The organism is Streptomyces sp. NPDC031379 (genome assembly GCF_055569615.1).
Map to the genome: position 1 here is coordinate 1 of NZ_JBVIIT010000019.1, position 18323 is coordinate 18323.

18 protein-coding genes are annotated in these 18323 nt (G+C 72.6%); 11 read left to right on the forward strand and 7 right to left on the reverse strand.

What is annotated here, in order from left to right; all coding sequences use genetic code 11:
• From ACZ5CW_RS25755 to ACZ5CW_RS25785, 7 genes are all read left to right on the forward strand, one after another.
• On the forward strand, window positions 1-94 hold a 94-nt coding region (locus ACZ5CW_RS25755), incomplete at its 5' end, for a sigma factor-like helix-turn-helix DNA-binding protein (RefSeq protein ID WP_468605579.1).
• 141 nt (window positions 95-235) lie between these two features.
• Window positions 236-673 (forward strand): ATP-binding protein, encoded by a 438-nt coding sequence (locus ACZ5CW_RS25760; protein ID WP_468605581.1) that lies wholly within the window; start codon window positions 236-238, stop codon window positions 671-673.
• A gap of 296 nt (window positions 674-969) precedes the next feature.
• Window positions 970-2652, forward strand: coding sequence for a PP2C family protein-serine/threonine phosphatase (locus ACZ5CW_RS25765; protein ID WP_468605235.1), 1683 nt, complete (start codon window positions 970-972; stop codon window positions 2650-2652).
• Entirely contained in the window at window positions 2649-3719 is a 1071-nt protein-coding gene (locus ACZ5CW_RS25770) for a cobalamin B12-binding domain-containing protein (RefSeq protein WP_468605237.1), read from the forward strand. Before ACZ5CW_RS25765 ends, ACZ5CW_RS25770 begins: the two co-directional genes overlap by 4 nt.
• Window positions 3716-4111 (forward strand): STAS domain-containing protein, encoded by a 396-nt coding sequence (locus tag ACZ5CW_RS25775; protein WP_468605239.1) that lies wholly within the window; start codon window positions 3716-3718, stop codon window positions 4109-4111. The genes ACZ5CW_RS25770 and ACZ5CW_RS25775 overlap by 4 nt, the downstream gene beginning before the upstream one ends.
• Before the next feature lie 637 nt (window positions 4112-4748).
• Window positions 4749-8717 carry a SpoIIE family protein phosphatase gene (locus ACZ5CW_RS25780; protein WP_468605583.1) on the forward strand — a complete coding sequence of 1323 codons (3969 nt, stop codon included), beginning with the start codon at window positions 4749-4751 and terminating at the stop codon, window positions 8715-8717.
• Window positions 8717-9025: an STAS domain-containing protein gene (locus tag ACZ5CW_RS25785; protein ID WP_468605241.1), complete on the forward strand. Its 309-nt coding sequence runs from the start codon at window positions 8717-8719 to the stop codon at window positions 9023-9025. The genes ACZ5CW_RS25780 and ACZ5CW_RS25785 overlap by 1 nt, the downstream gene beginning before the upstream one ends.
• A gap of 220 nt (window positions 9026-9245) precedes the next feature.
• On the opposite strand, the gene ACZ5CW_RS25790 is transcribed toward ACZ5CW_RS25785, so the two are convergent.
• Window positions 9246-9731 (reverse strand): MarR family transcriptional regulator, encoded by a 486-nt coding sequence (locus ACZ5CW_RS25790; RefSeq protein WP_468605243.1) that lies wholly within the window; start codon window positions 9729-9731, stop codon window positions 9246-9248.
• A gap of 148 nt (window positions 9732-9879) precedes the next feature.
• Between ACZ5CW_RS25790 and ACZ5CW_RS25795 the strand changes: the two genes are divergently transcribed.
• Window positions 9880-11052 carry a PP2C family protein-serine/threonine phosphatase gene (locus ACZ5CW_RS25795; protein WP_468605245.1) on the forward strand — a complete coding sequence of 391 codons (1173 nt, stop codon included), beginning with the start codon at window positions 9880-9882 and terminating at the stop codon, window positions 11050-11052.
• A 32-nt stretch (window positions 11053-11084) separates the two neighbouring features.
• Here ACZ5CW_RS25795 and ACZ5CW_RS25800 read toward each other — a convergent pair whose 3' ends face one another.
• From ACZ5CW_RS25800 to ACZ5CW_RS25810, 3 genes are all read right to left on the reverse strand, one after another.
• Window positions 11085-11597: a MarR family winged helix-turn-helix transcriptional regulator gene (locus ACZ5CW_RS25800; protein ID WP_468605247.1), complete on the reverse strand. Its 513-nt coding sequence runs from the start codon at window positions 11595-11597 to the stop codon at window positions 11085-11087.
• 111 nt (window positions 11598-11708) lie between these two features.
• A complete protein-coding gene (locus tag ACZ5CW_RS25805; RefSeq protein ID WP_468605249.1) occupies window positions 11709-12140 on the reverse strand; it encodes a response regulator in 432 nt (143 codons plus the stop codon).
• Window positions 12141-12143: 3 nt separating this feature from the next.
• On the reverse strand, window positions 12144-12509 hold the full coding sequence (locus tag ACZ5CW_RS25810) for a hypothetical protein (protein WP_468605251.1): 366 nt from the start codon (window positions 12507-12509) through the stop codon (window positions 12144-12146).
• A gap of 123 nt (window positions 12510-12632) precedes the next feature.
• On the opposite strand from ACZ5CW_RS25810, the gene ACZ5CW_RS25815 reads away from it, so the two are divergent.
• The gene (locus ACZ5CW_RS25815; RefSeq protein ID WP_468605253.1) at window positions 12633-14213 is read left to right on the forward strand and encodes a sensor histidine kinase; all 1581 of its coding nucleotides are present in this window, start codon (window positions 12633-12635) and stop codon (window positions 14211-14213) included.
• Window positions 14210-15421, forward strand: coding sequence for a PP2C family protein-serine/threonine phosphatase (locus ACZ5CW_RS25820; protein ID WP_468605255.1), 1212 nt, complete (start codon window positions 14210-14212; stop codon window positions 15419-15421). The genes ACZ5CW_RS25815 and ACZ5CW_RS25820 overlap by 4 nt, the downstream gene beginning before the upstream one ends.
• A gap of 28 nt (window positions 15422-15449) precedes the next feature.
• Here the strand turns inward: ACZ5CW_RS25820 and ACZ5CW_RS25825 are convergent, their stop codons facing one another.
• Genes ACZ5CW_RS25825 through ACZ5CW_RS25835 form a run of 3 tightly spaced genes read right to left on the reverse strand, consistent with a single transcriptional unit; the run spans window position 15450 to window position 16626 of the window.
• Window positions 15450-15881 carry a PRC-barrel domain-containing protein gene (locus ACZ5CW_RS25825; RefSeq protein ID WP_468605257.1) on the reverse strand — a complete coding sequence of 144 codons (432 nt, stop codon included), beginning with the start codon at window positions 15879-15881 and terminating at the stop codon, window positions 15450-15452.
• Window positions 15878-16483, reverse strand: coding sequence for a PRC-barrel domain-containing protein (locus ACZ5CW_RS25830; RefSeq protein WP_468605259.1), 606 nt, complete (start codon window positions 16481-16483; stop codon window positions 15878-15880). The genes ACZ5CW_RS25825 and ACZ5CW_RS25830 overlap by 4 nt, the downstream gene beginning before the upstream one ends.
• Window positions 16480-16626 carry a hypothetical protein gene (locus tag ACZ5CW_RS25835; protein WP_468605261.1) on the reverse strand — a complete coding sequence of 49 codons (147 nt, stop codon included), beginning with the start codon at window positions 16624-16626 and terminating at the stop codon, window positions 16480-16482. The genes ACZ5CW_RS25830 and ACZ5CW_RS25835 overlap by 4 nt, the downstream gene beginning before the upstream one ends.
• A 278-nt stretch (window positions 16627-16904) precedes the next feature.
• On the opposite strand from ACZ5CW_RS25835, the gene ACZ5CW_RS25840 reads away from it, so the two are divergent.
• Entirely contained in the window at window positions 16905-18098 is a 1194-nt protein-coding gene (locus ACZ5CW_RS25840) for a carboxylate-amine ligase (RefSeq protein ID WP_468605263.1), read from the forward strand.
• Window positions 18099-18323: the final 225 nt, after the last annotated feature.

Consider the following 18323-nt stretch of genomic DNA (forward strand, 5'->3'; position numbering starts at 1 on the left):
CGGCGAGCGTCTGGGGGTCTCCCAGATGCATGTGTCACGACTGCTCTCCCGCACCCTCAAGCGACTCAGGGAAGGCCTGCTGACCACCCGCTGACCACCCCTTACGAGCAGATTCGTATCGGTGGGCATGGAGGCGGGAAAGACGGGCAGACGCAGCCGAGTGAACGTTTCGACAACGGTTTCCACGGCGGCCGTGGCCTGCCTCCGCGGCGGCTGGGGACCGGACGCCGCGCCGATGGAGACCACCACCGCCTTCGACGGGGGCGCAGGCTGCATCGCCGAGGCACGACGACGGGCGGTGCGGTTCCTGACCCGTGTGCGGGCCGAGCACGGACGCCCGGTCTCGGCCCGGGCGCTGGACCTGACCCAGCTGGTGGTCAGCGAGCTGGTGACCAACGCCTGCAAGTACGCCCCGGGACCGGTCCTGTTGGACCTGCGGATCGTCGGCGGCCTGGTCGAGGTGGCGGTGTGGGACTCCAGTCCGGTGCTGCCCGTGGCCCGGGCGGTGGATCCCGGCCGGGTGGGGCAGCACGGCCTGGAGATCGTCATGGCCGTCGTCCAGGCGTTCGTGGCGCAGCGCAATCCCCTGGGCAAACGGATCACCGCCCGCATCGCCCTCTCGGACGACGGTTCCGACGCGCTCGCGCAACCCCGGCCGGGGCGGCTGCCTTGACGGGGTGTCGCAGGCCGTCCTGGTGCCCGCCGGCGGCACGGCACGCCGCACCGGCGTCGATCGAACACCCGGACGCCATGTCACCGCGAAGGATGGAGGTTCACCCGGAACGGCGGGGGAGACGAGAGCCACAGACACTGGTCCTGTGCGGGCCGGCCGCTTCGCACCAGGGGTGGCGGCCGCGTCCCGGGACCACCGCTCAGGGGCGGTGGCTTGCGTGCGGGAGATCGATGCGGGACTGTTGTCGGACGGCATCTATTTCCCAGAGCAGGAAGGTGGTGGGGTGCGCACCATGCGTGCCCCTGCTTGTGTGCGCTTTTCGCGGCTCCTCGGCCAGCCCGCGCAACGCCGCCGCCAGTGTCGGTGCGACGTGGGGTGACGCCCCCTACCCCGTCCTGGTCGTCGACCACCACGGCGGCCTGATCCAGATCAACCAGGCCGCCCGGGCGCTGTTGCCGGACGTCGGCCAGGGTGACCGGTTGCACGACGTGGTCCCCGCCTGGCTGTCCGATGCCCACCAGCGGCTCGTCCAGGGGCGGGACGGTGCGGCCTCCGCTCCGCCGAGCGGCGCCATCGAGGAACGCGTCTTCGAGGCCCACCCCTCCGCGTCCGCGGCCGGGGACGTGGTCTGGTGGCTGGTCGACGACACCGACCGCCGCCTCGCCGAACAGGCGCTGCACAGCGCCCAGGAGCGGACGAACGTCCTCGCCGAGGTCTCCAGCAGCCTTCTGTCCACCCTGAACGTGCCTCGCTGCATGGAAGTGGCCGCGGCCGTGGCCGCCGAGCACCTGGCCGAGGCGGCGGTGCTCGTCTCCCCGCCGCACGGCCGGCGCCACACCCTGACCTACGCGGTGCGCGGCGGGCCCGCCACCCAGCTGACCCGCCAGATCGACCCGCGCGGCGTTCCCGGTCTCAGCGAGGCGCTGCAGGGCTTCCCGCCCGTCCCCGCACGCTGGATCAACCCCGCCGACATCCCGGACTGGCTGCTCCCCGACGGCTTTTCGGGTGCGGCCGGCTCGGTCATCGTGGCTCCGCTGCCCGGCCACGGCGTGCCGGCCGGCGCGCTGGTCCTGCTGCGCTCCAGCGCCGAGAAGACCTTCTCCGAAGGCGAAGAGGTCTTCGCCCGGCTGTTCGCCGCGCGGGCCGGTGCCGCCCTGTCCGCGGCGCGGCTGTACACGGAACAGGCCGCCATCACCGCCACGTTGATGCGGGAGCTGCTCCCGCCGGTCCTGCACCGAGCCCACGGCGTGGAGTACGCCGCGGGCTACCGCCCCTCCAAGGACCACGAACGGGTCGGCGGGGACTTCTACGACTTCCACCCCGCGGCCGACTCCACCCAGGAAACCCTCGTCGTGCTCGGAGACGTGGCGGGCAAGGGCCTGGACGCGGCCGTGCTGACCGGCAAGATCCGCAACACCCTGCACGCCCTGCTGCCCCTGGCCGGGGACCACCGGAAGGTACTGGACCTCCTCAACGGCGCGCTGCTGAACTCCCATCACACCCGCTTCGCCACGCTGGTGCTGGCCTCCGTGTGCCGTCGGGCCGGGCGCGTGCACCTGCGGCTGACCAGCGCCGGGCATCTGCCGCCGCTCATCGTCCGCGGCGACGGCGAGGTCGAACAGGTCCCCACCCGCGGCACGCTCGTAGGTGCCCTGCCCGCGGTGACCGCGCACACGGTCGAGGCGACGCTCGCGCCGGGGGAGACGTGCCTGCTGTACACCGACGGCATCACCGAGGCCCGCGGCGGGCCGCTCGGCGACGAGTTCTTCGGCGAACCCCGCCTGCAGCGGGCCCTGGCCGAATGCGCGGGGATGCCCGCGGAAGCGGTCGTGGAACGCGTCCAGATGCTCGCCTCCCAGTGGGTGGGAGCGGGCCGCCACGACGACATGGCCACACTCGCCGTCAGTGCCCCGCGGACCGGTCCGCTCACGGTCGTGGGCGGCACCGGCCACCATCCCCATCCCAGGAGGAGCAGGTGATCCACCCCGCCACGACGGCCGAGTCCCGCGACCGGCTGTGGGAGGCCGTCGCCGCCGGTGACGAGTACGACGCGGTGGACACCGTCCGTACGGCACTGGCCGACGGCATCCACGAGGAGGCGCTGCTCCTGGACGTCATCGCGCCGGTCCAGGCGAAGGTCGGCGACGAATGGGCCGCCGACCGCTTCACCGTGGCCCAGGAACACGCCGCCACCGCCATCAACGAACGCGTGGTCGCCGCGCTGGCCCACCATCGGCAGCGGGGACCGGGGGACCGGGGGCGAGTGACGGTCGGATGCGTGGACGGCGAGTGGCACGCCTTCCCCGCCCGGCTCGTGACCGAGGTGCTGCGGCTGCGTGGCTGGCAGGTCGACTACCTCGGCGCGCAGACACCCACCCCGCACCTGATCGCCCACCTGCACCACACCGATCCGCAGGCCGTGTTGCTGTCGAGTTCCCTGCCCACCCATCTGCCGACCGCCCACACCGCCATCACCGCCTGCCAGGCCGTCGGCATACCGGTCCTGGCCGGCGGGCGCGCCTTCGGCCCCGACGGCAGATACGCCCACGCACTGGGAGCCGACCGCTGGGCCGCCGACGCCCGTGCGGCCGCCTCGGCGCTGGAGGCCGGACTGGCCCGGCCGGCACCGGCGGCCGTGCGGCAGGTCGTGGACGACCTGCCGCACCTGGCCGACCAGGAATACACGATGATCGTCAACTCCCGCGGGCGGCTGGTGAAACAGACCCTCGCCGATCTGGAGGACCGTTTCCCCGCGATGCGGGGCTACTCCGACGCCCAGCGGGAACGGACCGCCGAGGACATCGCCCACATCGTCGATTTCCTGGCCACCGCGCTGTACGTCGACGACGCCCAGGTCTTCACCACGTTCCTCACCTGGACCGCCGGCATCCTGGAAGCGCGGCGGGTACCGGCGCACTCCCTGCTCGCCGGGCTGGCCGCCCTGACCGAACAACTGCGTGACTTCCCCCGCACCCTCCGCCTGCTCCACGACGGGGCCCGCGCGGTGCGCTCCCTCCCCGCCCGCCGACCCGACACCCGCGTATGACCGAGCACCCGCCCGACGATTTCCGCCTCACGGTGACCAGAGAGCCGACCACGCTGACGGTGCGCGTCGCCGGCGAACTCGACTACGACACCAGCGACGACCTGGTGGACACCTTCGCCGACCACCTCGAACGGCATCCGGGCCCCCGTCAGGTACGGCTGGACTTCGGTGCCCTGACGTGGATCGACTCCTCGGGACTCTCCGCCCTGCTGATGATCCACCGGCACGCGGGTGCCGTGGGCGCCGAACTGAGCCTGGACAACCGCCCCCGCTTCCTGGACGACAGGCTCCGCCTCACCAACGTCCTGGAGCACCTCATCGGGCCCGCGCGCCCCGAGGACACCCGCACGCCCGAGGCGGACGGTGACGCCACCAGGGCCGGCGTCACCTGACCCCAGGAGCCCGTGACCGGACGCTCCGGCCCCCCCGGCCCCGGCCGTGTGAGCGGTGCCTCCGTCCGTCGTGCGCACCCACCGGCCGCCCCCGCGCACTGTTCGCCACCGCGTTCACGAATCCCGCACACCGGCAGGGATGGAGTGTCCCTCGCGGGGCAGACGGGGCACGCGGAGCTGCCGGTCGCGTCGGCTCAGCCGATCCACATGGCACGCGACCCGCAACGGGGGAAGATCGGAGCCTACATGAGCGAGACGGCCGGCGTGGGGGCGGACGGCGCCACGCGGCGCACGGCGCGGACCGCGGGCGCGCACGAGGTGTTCGCCGACGGCGGGGGGGGGGGGGGGGGGGGGGGGGGGGGCGGGGGGGGGGGGGGGGGGGGGGGGGGGGGGGGGGGGGGGGGGGGGGGGGGGAGGGGGGGGGACCTCGGGAGGAGCAACGTCGGGGTTGGGGGCGGACCGCACCCGCTGGCGCCCGCATAGGACCGGGGAAAGAAACGGGGTGTTGGAGGGGGGGGGGGGGGTCGGTGCCGACCTCGCCGCCGTCGACTGGGCGCTCACACCGCTCGGCCCGCCGGAGCGGTGGCCGCAGAGTCTCCTGACCGCCGTCAGCATCATGCTCTCCTCACGCTTCCCCATGTGGATGGCCTGGGGAGCCGAGCTGACGTTCTTCTGCAACGCCGCCTACCGGCGCGACACCCTGGGCCGCAAGTACCCCTGGGCGCTGGGCCTTCCGGCCCGTGAGGTGTGGGCGGAGATCTGGCCCGACATCGGTCCCCGCATCGACCGGGTGCTCGGCACCGGGGAAGCCACCTGGGACGAGGCGCTCCTGCTGCTGCTGGAACGCTCCGGCTACCCGGAGGAGACGTACCACACCTTCTCCTACAGTCCCCTGCGCGACGACGACGGGCAGGTCGTCGGCATGCTCTGCGTGGTCAGCGAGGACACCGACCGGGTCGTGGGCGAACGGCGGATGGCGACGCTGCGCGACCTGGGCTCCGATCCCACCGTGGTCCGCACCGAGGCGGAGACGCTGGCCTTCGCCTGCCGGCAGCTGGCGCGCAACGCGAGGGACCTGCCCTTCACCCTGACCTACCTGTTCGAGGAAGGGGGTGCCCGGCTGGCCGGGAGCACGGGCCTGCCCGCCGGCCACCCGGCCGCCCCCGCCCTGCTGCCGGAAGGCCGGGCGGACCACCTGTGGCCCTCGGCCGCCGTGGGGCGCGGCGAGTCGGTGCGGGTGCCGCTGACGGACGAACGGTTCGGCACCCCACCCGGCGGGGACTGGGCCGAGCAGCCCACCGACGCCCTCGTGGTACCGCTTGCGCAGCAGGGCGGCGAGCCGTACGGATTCCTGGTGGCCGCCCTGAACCGCTACCGTCCCCTCGACGACGGCTACCGCGGGTTCATCGACCTGACGGCCGGGCACCTGGCGGCCGGCATCGGCAGTGCGCGCAGCTACCGCGCACAGCAGCGACGGGCGGAGGAACTCGCCGAACTCGACCGGGCCAAGACGACCTTCTTCTCCAACATCAGCCATGAGTTCCGTACCCCGCTCACCCTGATGACGGGCCCGGCACAGGAACTGCTCACCCGGCTCCCGGACGCGGCCCCCTCGGTCCGGCAGGAACTGGAAGCGATCCACCGCAACGGGCTGAGGCTGGGCAAGCTGGTGAACACGTTGCTCGACTTCTCCCGCATCGAGGCCGGCCGGATGGAGGCCCGTTACGAGCCGGTCGACCTCGCCGCCGTGACCGCCGAGCTGGCCAGTGTCTTCCGCTCCGCCGTCGACCGGGCCGGACTCGCCTTCGACGTGGCCTGCGCGCCGCTGTCCCAGCCGGTCCACATCGATCGGGGCATGTGGGAGAAGGTCCTCCTCAACCTGCTCAGCAACGCCCTGAAGTTCACCTTCCATGGCGCGATCACGGTCGCCGTACGGGAGCGGGACGGCTCGGCCGAGGTGCTCGTCGCGGACACCGGGGTCGGGGTCCCGGCCGCCGAGATGCCCCGGCTGTTCGAGCGGTTCCACCGCATCAGCGGCAGCCGGGCCCGGTCCAACGAGGGCAGCGGCATCGGCCTCGCCCTCGTCGGGGAGCTGGTCTCGCTGCACGGCGGCACCATCACCGCCGACAGCGAGGAGGACAAGGGCACCCGCTTCACCATCCGCCTGCCCTTCGGCACGGCGCACCTGCCCGCCGAGGCCGTCGCCACCGCGGGACCTCACGTGCCCGCCGTGACGGCGGCCCCCTACGTGCAGGAGGCCCTGCGCTGGCTGCCGGGCACGGACGCCGCGACCGAACACGCGAGTGCGGGCGCCACGCCGGAGGTGTCCGCCGCGCCGCACACCGAGGGACAGCCGGCTCGTGTGCTGATCGCCGACGACAACACGGACATGCGGGAGTACCTCGCCCGGCTCCTCACCCAGGCCGGCTACCGGGTGTCCGCCGTCGCCGACGGCGAACAGGCGCTGCGGGCCGTCCGCGGCGCGCCCCCCGACCTGGTCGTCAGCGACGTGATGATGCCCCGCGTCGACGGCCTGTCGCTGCTGCACGCCCTGCGCACGGATTCCCGCACCGCCTCGCTCCCCGTGCTGCTGCTGTCCGCCAGGGCCGGTCAGGAAGCGGCCATCGAGGGCCTGCGGGCCGGGGCCGACGACTACCTCGTCAAACCGTTCGCCGCCGCCGAACTGCTGGCACGGGTCCGCGCCAACGTCGAACTGGCCCGGTTGCGCGCCCACTACGTACGGTGGCGCACCGCACTCGTGGACTCCCTCCAGGAGGCCTTCTTCGTCTGCGACGAGAACGGCGCCGTGATCGAGATCAACACGGCCTTCACCGACATCCTCGGCTACGGCCCCGAAGGGCTGCCCTACCGTCCCCTCCATCCCTGGTGGCCCGACGCCACCGTGGATCCGGACGGTCACCGGCAGGCCGCCGACGCCCTGACCGCGCTCCTGCGCGAGCGGCACGGCACCCGCACCGTGCCCGTCACCCGCCGGGACGGGCGCCGGCTGTGGGTCGCGGTGACCTTCACCCACGCCCACGATCCCGGCACCGGGCGCCGTGCGATCGTCGGCACCTTCCGTGACGTCACCGCCGAGCGTTACGCCGTCCAGCGGGAGAGCGCGCTCGCCGCGCTCAGCACCCGTCTGTCCCGGGCGGCCAGCCTGACCGACACCCTCGCCGCGGCCCTGGACCAGCTCCGGGAAGTGTGGCGTGCCGACCATGTCGTGGCGGCCGTCCTCCACTGCGGCGAACCGCCCTCCGTCACCGCCACCACCCCGCTCGACTGGCAGGAACTGCCCGAGCGGCGCCGGCACACGATCACCGAGCTGCACCAGCGTCCCCTGCTCACCTCGGCCTCCGACACCACCGGAGCCGGAATCCTGCTGGAGCACCCCGACGGCCCGATGGCGCTGTGGGTGGAAACGGGCCGTCACCGTCCTTTCAGCGACGAGGACCACCTGCTGCTGGCCCTGCTGGCCGGGCATCTCGCCCAGGCGCTGACCCGGGCGCACCAGTTCGACCAGCAACGCGGAACCGCACTGGCCCTGCAAAGGGCCATCCTCGGCCCCTCCGAACTGCCCGGCGGCTTCGCCGTCCGCTACGAACCCGCCACACCGCCGCTGGAAGTCGGCGGTGACTGGTACGACACCATCCCCCTGCCCGACGGCAGGATCGGCATCGTCGTCGGCGACTGCGTCGGACGCGGTCTGCGCGCGGCCGCCGTCATGGGCCAGCTCCGCAGCGCCTGCCGCGCCCTGTTCCTGCAGGACACCAGCCCCGGCCGTACCCTCGCCGCCCTCGACCACTTCGCCACCGGGATCGCCGACGCCGCCTGCACCACCGTCTTCTGCGGTGTCCTCGACCCGCGCACCGGTGCTCTGACGTATGCCGGCGCCGGACACCCACCGGGCATCATCGCCCGCCCCGACGGCGCCACGGAGCTGCTCGAAGGAGGCCGCTCGCTGCCCCTCGGCGTGCGGCCGGGACGTGCGCGACCGGAAGCGACCACCGCCCTGCCGGCCCGGTCGACCCTCCTGCTGTACACCGACGGACTCGTCGAACGCCGGCGACAGGGCCTGGACACGGGAATCGACCGCGCCCGCGACGTCCTCGGGACGGGCGGCGACGTGCACCTGGACGAACTCGCCGCGCACGTCATGGACCGCCTGGCGCCGCCGGACGGCTACGAGGACGACGTGGCCCTGCTGCTGTACCGGCACCCCGCGCCGCTCAGCATCTCCTTCCCCGCCCGGTCGGGTCAGCTGGCCCCGGTCCGCCACGCCCTGCGCACCTGGCTCGAGAACTGCGGACTGCCGCCGAAGGCCGTGATGGACCTGCTGATCGCGGCGGGCGAGGCGTGCGCCAACGCCGTCGAACACGGCCACCGCGACGCCCCCGGTGCCGCCGTCCGGTTGCACGCCGAAGCCTCCGCCCAGCGGGTCCGTCTCAGCGTCGCCGACAGCGGACGGTGGAAGGAACCCCGGCCCGAGGCCAACCCCCTGCGCGGCCGGGGAATCAGTCTCATGCGGAAGCTGATGGAGCACGTGACCATCGACCCCGCCCCGACCGGGACCACCATCGACATGTACACGAGGATCCTCTGATGCCCACTCCGCTCACCATCGCGCAGGCGAGACGGCGCGACGGCACGTCGCTCCTCATCGTCGAGGGCGAGATCGACCTCAGCAACAGCGAGGAGCTGGCCCGGGCCCTGGACGGGATTCCCGGCGCCGTCGTGGTCGATCTGACCGCCGTCGACTACCTGGACAGCGCCGGCCTGAACGTCCTGTTCACCCATGCCGAGCGCATCGAGCTGATCGCTCCGTCACTGCTCCGGCCGGTCCTGACCGTGTCGGGCCTGGCGGACCTGAGCACCGTGCACGCGGCTCCCCGGGACGATCCGGCGACCTGACGCCTGCCCGGTGCGGGCGTGCGCCGGGAAGCCGGCCATGCCAAGGGCCTTTGCATGCGCCTCTGTTGCCGTTTGACAACTATAGCCATGAGACAACAAAGTAGCCGTGTCCGTCGGACATGCGCGCGGAAGGGACTGGGATGCTGCGGTGGGCGCGGACCGCTCCGTGTGCTGGTCACCGTGGTCGAGCCAGAAGGGTGCCGGCGTCGTGCCCGGCGGTTCAGGCCGTCCGGCTGCCGGACCCCTGGGCGTCGTCGTGTATCTGCGTGGCCGCCGCGGCACAGAAGGCCTCGAGCCCTTCCGCGAGCGCGACGCGCTTGGCGGCGGGCATCAGTTCGAGGACGGCTTGTAGCTGCGCCTCTCGCCGTCCGCGCAGGTCGGCCAGGAAGGCACGCCCCCGGATGCTCAGGTGCAGGCGCACCTCGCGACGGTCGTCCGGGCTGTTCGCACGCTCGACGAAACCGGCCGCCTGCAGCCTGTCGAACAGCCGGCTGGTCGCCGGCGGCGTCGAGGCGAGGGACTCGGCGAGGGTGCGCAGATTGATCCCGTCCTGGTGCTCGAGGATGTGCAGCAGCCGCAGCTGGGACGCGGAGGCCGGAGCGGTGGAGGCCCGCCCCCACAGGACTTCCAGCAGCTCGGAGGCCGTGGAGGTCACGCGTGCGATCTCTTCGGGCTCCGGGCGGCGATGGAAGGCAGTCACGGTCACACTCTCGCAGGCACTGGGGTGCCCGCCAGCGTACTAGGTGCAGGCGCCGGTCACCGATGTCCTACGGACCGGCGCGGCCCACGAGGAAGTCCGCCTCCTGAGCGAGGCCCGCAAGATGTCCGGCAAGAGATTGGCTTTGTTTCCCGTCATGAACAGATTCCTCGCCGCTGAGCGCGCTCTGCGCACAGCGGCCCCCCACGAGCTGCTCGAAGCCGTCAGTCGCGTACTCGCCGAACAGTACGCGGCGACGAGTGTCGAGCTGTCGATCGCCGACTACGGCCTGACGGTGCTTCAGCCGTTGTCCGTGCCGCCGCACACATCGGAGCCGTTGTCGGTGTACAACAGCCCGGCCGGACGGGCCTTCGGCTCCCAGCAGCCGTACGCCGAGGGCGACCGGGACGGCCGGGTGCGGCTGCATCTGCCGGTCAGCGTGCGAGGTGACCGCCTCGGCGTACTGACCGTGACCCTGCCCGGCGGCGAACACGCCCGCCGGCACGAGGCGGAGCTGCGCGAGATCGCCGAGGTGCTGGGGCACGAAATGGTGGTGGCCGAGCGGGACACCGACCTCTACCTCCGCACGCGACGCAAGAACCGGCTGACGCTGGCCGCCGAGATGCAGTGGCAGCTGCTGCCCGGCCGCTCGTGCTCCCGCCCCGAATACGACCTGGCGGCGCAACTGGAGCCCGCCTATGCCATCTTCGGCGACAACTTCGACTGGTCGGCCGGCGCCGACCACCTGATGCTCTACGTCACCAACGGCATGGGCGAGGGCATCGAGGCCTCCCTGCTGACGACCCTGGCCATCAACGCCCTGCGCAACGCGCGACGGGCCGGCGTCTCCATCGCCGACCAGGCAGCCCTGGCCGATCAGGCCGTCTACGCCCACTACCGCGGCCGCTGCTACCTGTCCGTCCTGATGTTCGACTTCGACCTGACCACGGGCCGGGCGAGGGTGGTGGACGCCGGCTCCCCCCGGATGCTGCGCCTGCGCGACGGCGTCGTGGAATCCGTCGACTTCGACGCCCAGCTCCCGCTCGGCATGTTCGAGGAGACGGACTACGTGGCACAGGAGTTCACGGTCGAGCCCGGCGACCGGCTCGTCTTCGTCAGCGACGGGGTGCACGCCGTGGCGTCCCCCAAGGGTGAGCCCTACGGAGACGCGTCCCTCGCCCGCGCGATCCAGGCCACCCGGCTCCAGCCGGCGGCCGAGGTACCGCGCTCCATCCTGCGCGAACTGACCGGCCACCGAGGCGACGCGATGCCGGACGACGACGCTCTCGTGCTGTGCCTGGACTGGCACGGAAGGCCGACCGGCCACTGAGCGCTCCCGTCCGGCCGCCCGGCCCGCACCGGTCACTGCCCGTGCGTCCCGGGGGAGTCCGGCCGCGCCGACCTGCGCTCCTGGGCCAGGAGGAAGGCGCGCAGCCCCCGGCCCAGTTCCGCACGTTCCGTGGCCTCCATCCCGGCCAGCACGGCGGCCAGCGCCCGCGCCCTGGACGAGGCCACCTCGGCGAGAACCTGACGGCCCTGGGCCGTGAGGCTCAACTGGACTTCGCGCCGATTGTGCGGATGCGGTGCCCGCTCCAGCAGGCCGGCCGCCTCCAGCCGGTCGCACAGCCGACTGGCCGTGGGCAGCCCGATGTCCAGGCGCTCGGCCAGACCCGTGAGATTCAGGCCGGGCGCCGCCTCCGGTATTCGCAGGCCCCGCAACTGCAGTGGCGACAGGCGCAGGCCCGCTCGTTGCGCGGCGGTCGACCACAGGTCCGACAGGCTCTCCACGGCCTCGGCGATCTCCGGGGCACGTATGTCGGGGGTCTCGTCCGCTTCGTTCGCCCGGCCGTCACCGACCCCGCCGAGTCCAGTCACGCAGTCATCACTTCCAGCAACCCCGGGACCGGACGGCTGTCATCCTCATGCGGACGCTGTACCCACCAGGCCGCCGGGCAACCGGCGCCGGCCGGCCCGGTGGGGGCCGGCCTACTGCTTCGGGGGCTTGACCGCCACGTCCAGGTAGAAGGCGTCGATGCTGCGCACCGCCGCCTCGAACTCCTCGAGGTTGACCGGCTTGGTCACGTAGGCGTTGGCATGGTGGCGGTAGGCGCCGGTCACGTCGTCGGGCGCCGAGGACGTGGTGAGGACGACCACCGGGATGGTGCGCAGGTCGGTGTCCTCCTTCACCACGGCGAGGAACTCACGGCCGTTCATCCGCGGCATGTTCAGGTCGAGCACGATGAGGTCGGGCCGTGTGCTGCGCGGGTCGCGCAGGTACTCCAGGGCCGCCACCCCGTCGGAGACCTGGGTGAGGTTCCGGGTTCCGCGCTCGGCGAGGGCGTCCTGGATGAGCATGGCGTCGGCGACGTCGTCTTCGACCAGCAGCACGTCGTAGGGGTGGGTGGTGGCGGCAGCCATGGGTTACGAACTCCGGGGGTTGGGTCGGGCGATCGGGCGGGGGGTGCGACTGGTGACGAGGCCGGGCCAGCGGCGCCGGGCGCCTTGCCGGCTCATGTTGCCGGCCTGGCCGATCTCGGGGTAACCCGCGCCGTTCGCGGCGGCGGCGCGCGCGGCCTCGTCCTCCAGCTGCCGGACGGCTCTCCTGACCGTGCCGAGCACATGGAGGTGTGCGAGCGCCCGCTGGCGGGCATCCGTTGTCGCGTCGTGCGAGCCGGTCGGTGCGGCGGCGTCCTGGGCGAGGCGGCGGGCGAGTTCGTCGACCGCCTCGGTCACGAGGGCGGTCAGGTCCGTGCCGGGCGGGTGGGGGGCGGAAGGGCGGCCGGGCATGGCAGCACCCTAAGGCGTGGATCGAACATTCGACAACATGTGTTGTCAGGCAGCGTTAGAGTTGCCCGACCGGCCGCGCCCAGGACGCTGCCGGTCGAGCACCGAAGGAGGCCGCACACCGTCATGGACAGCAAGCCGTCCGTCACCCGGCACGCGTTCGCCCGCTGGACCACTCGCCGCTGGCTGCGCGTCGGTGTCGCCGGCACCTTGGTCGTGCTGACGGTGCTGGGAGCGCTGGGCGGCTGGGCGATGTGGCGTACGTCGCAGATCACGGCCGAGCTGGTGGACAGGCGCTCGCCCGCACTCATCGACGCGATCCGCCTGGAGCGGGCCCTGATCGACGAGGAGACCGGAATCCGCGGCTACGGGCTGTCCGGCCGCCGCGACTTCCTCCAGCCCTACGCCCAGGGCGTGCGGGACGAGCGGGCTGCCGTACGCGGTCTGCGGCCGCGGCTGGAAAGTGACGCGCGGGCACGTGCGGATCTCGCCGAGGTGACCGAGCTGGCCCGTAGCTGGCAGGAGCGGATAGCCCGCCCCGTCTCGTCCGCCCCCGCCGGGGACGCCGTCCGGCTCGCCGCCGAACGGGCCGCGGAGGGGAAGACCACGTTCGACTCTCTGCGGCGTGCGATGACCCGGCAGCAGCGTCATCTGCAGGACGAGCGGACGGCGGCCGCCCGGGACCTGCGCAGCGCCGTCACGCTGCGGAACTGGATGTTCGGTGTCATCGCCGTCGTGATCGTCCTGGTCGCCTTCCTCGTCTTCGAGGGGCTGCGGCGGGGCATCACCGCTCCGCTGGGCCAACTCGGATCGGCCGCCCGTGACGTGGCGAGCGGTCGCTTCGACCGCTCCCTCGCCGTCTTCGGCCCCGCGGACCTGCGGCAACTGGCCGCGGACGTCGACGCGATGCGCCGCCGGCTGGTGGAGGAACTGGAGTTCAGCGAAGCCTCGCGCGCGTTGCTGGACGAACAGGCGGTCGACCTCAAGCGCTCCAACACGGAACTGGAGCAGTTCGCCTACGTCGCCTCGCACGACCTGCAGGAACCGCTGCGCAAGGTGTCCAGCTTCACCCAGCTGCTGCAACGGCGCTACGGCGGCCGGCTGGACGAGAGGGCCGACCAGTACATCGCCTTCGCCGTCGACGGGGCCAACCGCATGCAGCTCCTCATCAACGACCTCCTGGCCTTCTCCCGCGTCGGCCGCGTGCACGCCGACCACCACACCGTGGACCTCGAGGACGTGTTCGGCCGGACCATGGACACCCTGAGCGTCGCCATCGAGGAGAGCGGCGCCGAGATCACCCACGATCCGCTGCCGTCCGTCGTCGGGGACCCCACCCAACTGGGCATGCTCTGGCAGAACCTGCTGTCGAACGCCGTCAAGTTCCGCAGCCCGGACCGTCCGCCGCGCATCCACATCAGCGCGGCATCCGCCGACGGCACGGGGGAGTTCGCGGTCACCGACAACGGCATCGGCATCGAGCCGGAGTTCCAGGAGAAGGTCTTCATCCTCTTCCAGCGGCTGCACACCAAGGACGCCTATCCGGGCACGGGCATCGGCCTGGCCATGTGCAAGAAGGTCGTGGAGTTCCACGGCGGAACCATCGGCATCGACCCCGCACACCGGCCGGGAACCCGTGTCGTCTTCACCCTCCCCCTCCCGGACGACCCCGCGCCCGCGGCCGAGGCCGGGGAGACGCAGCCGTGAGAGAAGAAACGACAGGCCGCGCCGAGCACTTCCGCATCCTGCTGGTCGAGGACGACGACGGAGACGCCCTGCTGGTCGAGGAACTTCTCATCGACACGGACCTGCCGCACACCCTCGCGCGCCGCCGGACAGCCGCCGACGCCCGCGCCCTGCTCGCCACGGACTCCGTCGACTGCGTGCTGCTCGACCTGCACCTGCCCGACGTCTCCGGGGTGGAGACGGTCCAGGCGATCCAGACGCACACCCATGCCGCCGTCATCGTGCTGACCGGCCTGCAGGAGCCGCGAGCGGGGGTCGACGCGCTTGCCGCAGGCGCCCAGGACTACCTGATCAAGGGCAGGGTCGAGCCGGACCTGATGCAGCGCGCCGTCCGCTACGCCGTCCAGCGCAAGCAGGCCGAACGCGCCAACGCGGCCCTCCAGGTGGGGCGGCTGCGCGCGCAGGAGAACGCCCGCCTGGAGCGTGGACTGCTGCCGGACCCCATCCTGTCGTCCCCCGCGGTCACCGCCTCCAGCCGCTACTTCCCGGGACGCGCTCAGGCGCTCCTGGGAGGCGACTTCCTGGATGTGGTGCAGACCGGCGACGGGCAGGTGCACGCGGTCATCGGAGACGTCAGCGGTCATGGACCCGACGCCGCCGCCCTCGGCGTGTGCCTTCGCATAGCCTGGCGGGCCCTGACCCTCGGCGGCCACCGCGACGAGGAACTGCTGCATCTGCTCGAACAGATACACATCGCCGAACGCACCGGCAGCGATCTGTTCACGACCTGCTCGCTCATCACGCTCGACCCGGAGACGGCGACCCTCACACTGCACCTGGCCGGCCACCACGGTCCCCTGCTGCTCACCCCGGACGGCCCCCGCGAGGTCGCCGCGGCACACGGAGTGGCCCTCGGCATCGCGCCCGGACTGGGCAAGTGGCCGGCCACGACGCTCACCCTGCCCCGCCGCGGCGCCCTCCTCGCCTATACCGACGGACTCATCGAAGGATATGCGGGCCACGACGGCTCCAGGCTGGGCGTGGAGGGCCTGCTGCGCCTGATCGGCACCATCCCGACGCCGGACCCCGGCAGCCACCTCGACCAGCTCATCGCCCGGACCCGGACCCTCAACGCCGATCGCCACACCGACGACCTGGCCATCCTGCGCCTGGACTGGAACACCGGCCCGCACGCCCACACGGAGAACGCCTGGCGTACCGTCCCGTAGCCGCCGGCGCTCCCGCCTCACGCGGGCGTCAGGAAGGCTCGGCACGCACGACCATGGCATGGGAGCCGAGGCCGATGAGACGCTCTCCCGCGATGTCGCCGAGGGCCGTGCAGACGGTGAGGATCTTTCCCGACACGGGGTCGAAGGAGACATCCTTGACGGTTCCGTGCTCCACCCCGTGTTCCGTCAGCACCCGGCTCCCGAGGGCTTCGTGATGCGCGGGGACGTCGTCGTGCCCGGACTGGGCGGCGGTACGGGAGCGCACGATCACGGCGTCGTGTCCCACCGCCTCCACCGCACTCCAGGCGATGACAGCGGCATCTTTCGGTGCACCGGCCAGGCGCAGGCGGACGACGCTGCGGGAGTGGGGGTCGACGGTCAGATCCTTCACCGTGCCCAGGGTCGCCGCCTCCTCGGCGGTGATCACCGCCAGGCCCTGGGTCTGCGTGAAGAGCGTCATGCGAGGCCTCCTTCGCCGGGTGCGGTGGTGCCCTCGCACGCCTGACCGGCGTCCGCGCGGAACGCCTCCACCTGTGCGCCGAAGCTGGGAAGGTCCTCGGCGACGAAATGGCTCGCTCGCGCGGGGACCACCAACGCCTCCCCCGAAACGGCCCACGTCTGCCCGCGCGGGACGAACACCCGGCGCCGGTGACGGTCCAGGTTCTCGTCGGCGGCGACCTCGAAGCCGATCACCCGTCCGCTGGTGCCGGCCTCGATCACCACGTCGCGCACGGTACCCACCTCGGTGCCCTGGTCGGTGATCACCGGCACCCCGATCACCTCACCGCGCCCGGCTGCCTCCGCGCCCAGGACCGCTGCCCGGTCCTCGAAGACCGCCTCGCTCGCGACCATCACGGCCGCGGGCCCCACGGCGTGCACCGCGGAGAACGGCAGGCTCTGCTTCAGCGGCCCTGCGAGCAAACCCCGTCCGCTGAGCGTGAAGCCGGTGATCCGGCCCGCCCCCGCGTCGAAGACGGTGTCCTTCACCTGCGCCACCGCCTCGCCGCCCAGCGTCACGACCACCCGCTTGTTCAACTCGGAGGCGAGCATCAGCCCGGTCACCGCCGGCCTCCCCGGCCGGACCGGTGGCCGCCGCGCACCGCGATCACGGTCCCGGCACGGCGCTTGGCCTGCACCGCCAGCGTCGCCACGCTCAGCAGTCCGACCACCGCGACGAGGAACACCACCCAGACCCACCACGTCATCGCCGACCTCCTCTTGGTCAACACCCTTGTGATTCCGCCCTCTTCGGCTTCCGGCTGCCCGCAGAGCGCGCACACCACGCCTGCCCGCGGGCCGCGTTGCCGTGACGGCGCCGGCACGCTCGGTTGTGGCGCGCTCACATGAGCGGAATGCTCCACAAGGTGCGGATTGTCACGCTTGTCGTTGACTGATCAGGGGAACACGGAGCAGGTCAACCGCCGTCACCCGGCCGGCAGGCCGTGTACCGGCGGCTGAGGACTAGTCGCAGGGAGTGACAACCGTGACAGCGCGCCTGGGTGCAGAAGAAGAGTTCCATGTGCTCGACGTGGAGAGCGGGCATCTCGTTCCACGCGCTGCCGAGCTGCTCGGCCGCATCGGCACACCGGGCTTCACCGGTGAGATGCAGCAGTCGATCGTGGAGAGCAACAGCGGGGTGCATGACACACTCGACGGCCTGTGGCGGGACCTCGCGGCGTCGCGACGCCGCCTGGACGAGGCGGCGGCCACCCTCGGCCTCGCGGTCGTGGCCGCCGGAACCGTTCCGCTGGCGGGTGCCGGCTCCCCGGACGTCACCGCCGACCCCCGCTACCGGCGCATGGCCGACGAATACCGTCTGGTCGCCGACGAACAGCTCATCTGCAGCGCGCAGATCCACGTCGACGTCCCCGACCGGGACACCGCCGTCCGCGCGATGTGCCTGGTCTCGCCCTGGCTGCCACCGCTGCTGGCCCTCTCGGCCAGCTCGCCGTTCTGGCTGGGGTCCGACACCGGATACGCCAGCTGGCGGACCATGCTGTGGCAGCGATGGCCGACCGCGGGACCGGCCGGCTGCCACCCGGACGCCGCCGACTACGACAGGACCCTCGCGGAACTGATCCGGTCGGGCGTCATCAGCGACGCGGGCATGATCTACCACGACGTCCGGCCCTCGGCCCACCAGAACACGCTGGAACTGCGGATCTGCGACGCCTGCCCGCGGGTGGAGACCGTGGTCCTGGTCGCGGCCCTCTTCCGGGCCCTGGTAGGCGAGGCCTGCGAACGCCTGGAACGTGCGGACGGTCCCCTGTGCGAGGGCCGGCACGACTGGCTGCGGGCCGCCACCTGGCGGGCGGCCCGCTCCGGCCTCGAAGGAGACCTGGTCGACCCCGTCACGCGCCGCGCGGCACCGGCCTCGTCCGTGCTCATGCGCATGCCGGCCAGGCTGCGCCCGGCGCTGGAGGCGTCCGGCGACTGGGAGACCGTGCACGGACTGCTCGAGGAGGCACTGGTCGCGGGCACCGCGGCGGCCCGGCTGCGGCGGACCGCCGCGTCCGAAGACCTTCTCGCCAGCATCGACCTGTTGGTGTCCGAGACCCGCGGGGAACGGCAGACGCCGGGCCCTGCGGCCGGTCCACGGCGCCCCACCCCGCCGCTCGACGCGCTCCGTGCCCCTCCGTACGCCGACAGGTCCGCCACCCCCACAGCGAGCGCGTGACCCGCCCAAGCCGCCGGTGGTCCTCGTACGGCCCCGCAGCCGTGCCCCGGACGACCGGCGACCGCCGTCCTACCGAGGAGAGTTCCGCTCCCATGCACATGACGCAGGATCCCCCGGCCCCCGATCACCCGTTCACCGGACACCCCGCGCGGACGCGACCGCCCGGTCGACGGCACTGCCGCACGAGCCGGAAGGCCCGCACGGCAGGGCCCGCAGGCCGGGGGA

Bases quoted from the DNA above. Each gene is read 5' to 3' on its own strand.
- ACZ5CW_RS25760 (WP_468605581.1), top strand. From the start codon at position 236: ATGGAGACCACCACCGCCTTCGACGGGGGCGCAGGCTGCATCGCCGAG.
- ACZ5CW_RS25775 (WP_468605239.1), top strand. From the start codon at position 3,716: ATGACCGAGCACCCGCCCGACGATTTCCGCCTCACGGTGACCAGAGAG.
- ACZ5CW_RS25780 (WP_468605583.1), top strand. From the start codon at position 4,749: ATGTGGATGGCCTGGGGAGCCGAGCTGACGTTCTTCTGCAACGCCGCC.
- ACZ5CW_RS25785 (WP_468605241.1), top strand. From the start codon at position 8,717: ATGCCCACTCCGCTCACCATCGCGCAGGCGAGACGGCGCGACGGCACG.
- ACZ5CW_RS25795 (WP_468605245.1), top strand. From the start codon at position 9,880: ATGAACAGATTCCTCGCCGCTGAGCGCGCTCTGCGCACAGCGGCCCCC.
- ACZ5CW_RS25805 (WP_468605249.1), bottom strand. From the start codon at position 12,140: ATGGCTGCCGCCACCACCCACCCCTACGACGTGCTGCTGGTCGAAGAC.
- ACZ5CW_RS25810 (WP_468605251.1), bottom strand. From the start codon at position 12,509: ATGCCCGGCCGCCCTTCCGCCCCCCACCCGCCCGGCACGGACCTGACC.
- ACZ5CW_RS25815 (WP_468605253.1), top strand. From the start codon at position 12,633: ATGGACAGCAAGCCGTCCGTCACCCGGCACGCGTTCGCCCGCTGGACC.
- ACZ5CW_RS25825 (WP_468605257.1), bottom strand. From the start codon at position 15,881: ATGACGCTCTTCACGCAGACCCAGGGCCTGGCGGTGATCACCGCCGAG.
- ACZ5CW_RS25835 (WP_468605261.1), bottom strand. From the start codon at position 16,626: ATGACGTGGTGGGTCTGGGTGGTGTTCCTCGTCGCGGTGGTCGGACTG.